Source organism: Sodaliphilus sp., assembly GCF_045598405.1.
GTDB lineage: Bacteria > Bacteroidota > Bacteroidia > Bacteroidales > Muribaculaceae > Sodaliphilus > Sodaliphilus limicaballi.
This window is the reverse complement of sequence record NZ_JAZLLZ010000066.1, coordinates 1-2,005: the sequence shown is the minus strand read 5'-3', so window position 1 is coordinate 2,005 and position 2,005 is coordinate 1. Positions and strand designations below refer to the sequence as shown.

Genomic DNA, 2,005 nt, shown 5'->3' with positions numbered 1-2,005 from the left:
CAAACAGAATCCGCTTGATGCACTTGTGGAAGTCGCAAGGTATAAGATAGAGAAATAATCAACAGTTTTATTAAAACAGCACCTTAGCTCGCAACTTTTGAGTTGCGAGCTAAGGGCGTGTACCCCTACCTGAGTAGTTACCTGCTCACGGTTGCCCATACTAGCGTTACAAGCCCCTCGGTGATCATTGCTCCGTAGAACACAGGACGTGCCTGGCGCTCACTCTTGAGGCAACGAGCCATCATGGGCGACTGTGTGGCATGGAACCCGCTGATGGCTCCGCAAGCGATGGTAATGAACATGGCCGGAATCATGCTGTCGGGGCTCTTGATGCCTAGTTTTGCCTTGCCCATGTCGTAAAGGCCGTCCCACAATTCAGGTATTTGCGGGTGCTTGATCACGAGCATCACAAACAATGCGATGCCCATGAAGATGATTGAGAAAGCAAAGAGAGGATAAATCTTGCCTATGATTTTGTTTACCGGCATCATGGTCGCGATGATGTAGTAACCGAAGATTATGAGCATCCACACTAGCAGCCCCGAGAACACACCGTCGCTGAACATGCCCGAGAGCAACGTGGCAGGGCTCAACACAAACACGGCCCCCACCATGATGAGCAGCAAAAGAGAGAATACCAGCATGATGTTCTTCATTGTGGTTCCCAGGTATTTGCCCACAATTTCTGGAAGGCCCATGCCATCGTTACGGAGGCTTATCACGCCTGCCAGGTAATCATGTGTCGCTCCGCCGAAGATGCAGCCTAACACTATCCACAGGTAGGCCGCAGGACCATACCACATTCCCATGATGGAACCGAATATGGGACCTGTCCCGGCTATGTTGAGGAATTGTATCATGAAAATCTTCCAGCTGGGAAGCACCATGAAGTCAATGCCGTCGTTGAGGCGAACAGCGGGAGTCGGTCGGTCGTCAGGGCCAAACAATTTCTCCACGAACTTGCCGTAGAAGAAATATCCCAGAATCAATGCGATGAAGCTTAGAGCAAATGTGATCATAGATTTTAAGTTCAGGATTGACGCACCGCAATTAGGGTGTCAATCAGTGGGGGCAGATGATCTTATCGTTTGACTTTAAGGCATTTGATGGCCTCGGGGGTAAGGTAGGGTGTCAGGTCTTTTATGGAGATGAGCGCTTGGGGCATACCTGCTGCATAGGGTGCAATCTCATAGGCTCCATACTGGAACATGATTCCGTCATTGACAACCCAGGGAGAACTGCCCGGTGTCCTGACAGGTATGTTGCCGTCAAACAGGACTTCTTGCAGTTGATTGTCGGTAGTCACGCTGAAATATTCTTTCAACCCTTTTTTGAGCAGGTGGGATATACGTGCGTTCTTCTTCACAAGTAGGTCGCTCATGTCCTTGCAGTCGCTCTTGCGGAAGGTCACGCCATGGCAATAGGGCATGCCATGAGCTGCTCCGCAGTTGTAGTCATATCCTTGCATCTCATAGCTGACAAGCTCATTTGTCTCATAGACCTTGGTCAAACTAAACTCTATGGTCATGTCATTGTCGTTTTCTTTCACGTTGAGAGTATAGGCGTCAACTAATTGCTCGGCGTTGCTATATGCTATCGTAGCTACGCCCAGACTGCTAGCCATCCATTTGACCACGGTTTGTGACAGCTTGTCATTGCCAGTGGGGAAATCAATGGTAGCATCAATGCCTGGAGTCCAGCCTTCGGGAGCATACTCCTGGGCTTCGCTCGAAGAGATTGCCCAAGTGCGTTTCACGTTAACTTGTTTTACCTGTAAATTGGCAGCAACGACGCTTATGAATGCAGCTGCAAGTGCTATAAATAGAAATGTTCTTTTCACAATTGCGTTATTTGATTTGTTGATTACCTCAAATCCGCAGTATAAAATTTGTTAACGTTTTTGCACGCGTTAGAGGGGCATCGCCTGGCCGGATCGGTGGCAACGTGCTAAGTTCTGTGTGTTTTTGTCACGAGCGGGCACACTGCCCCTTTCCCCAATCCTTTC

1 protein-coding gene and 1 pseudogene are annotated in these 2,005 nt (G+C 49.1%); both read right to left on the bottom strand.

Annotation, left to right across the window (positions count from 1 at the left end):
• Positions 1-143: 143 nt before the first annotated feature.
• A pseudogene (locus ACKI3C_RS05695) lies at positions 144-1,019 on the bottom strand (carbon starvation CstA family protein); the annotation flags it as partial.
• 62 nt (positions 1,020-1,081) lie between these two features.
• Positions 1,082-1,840, bottom strand: coding sequence for an RsiV family protein (locus ACKI3C_RS05690; RefSeq protein ID WP_407402941.1), 759 nt, complete (start codon positions 1,838-1,840; stop codon positions 1,082-1,084).
• Positions 1,841-2,005: the final 165 nt, after the last annotated feature.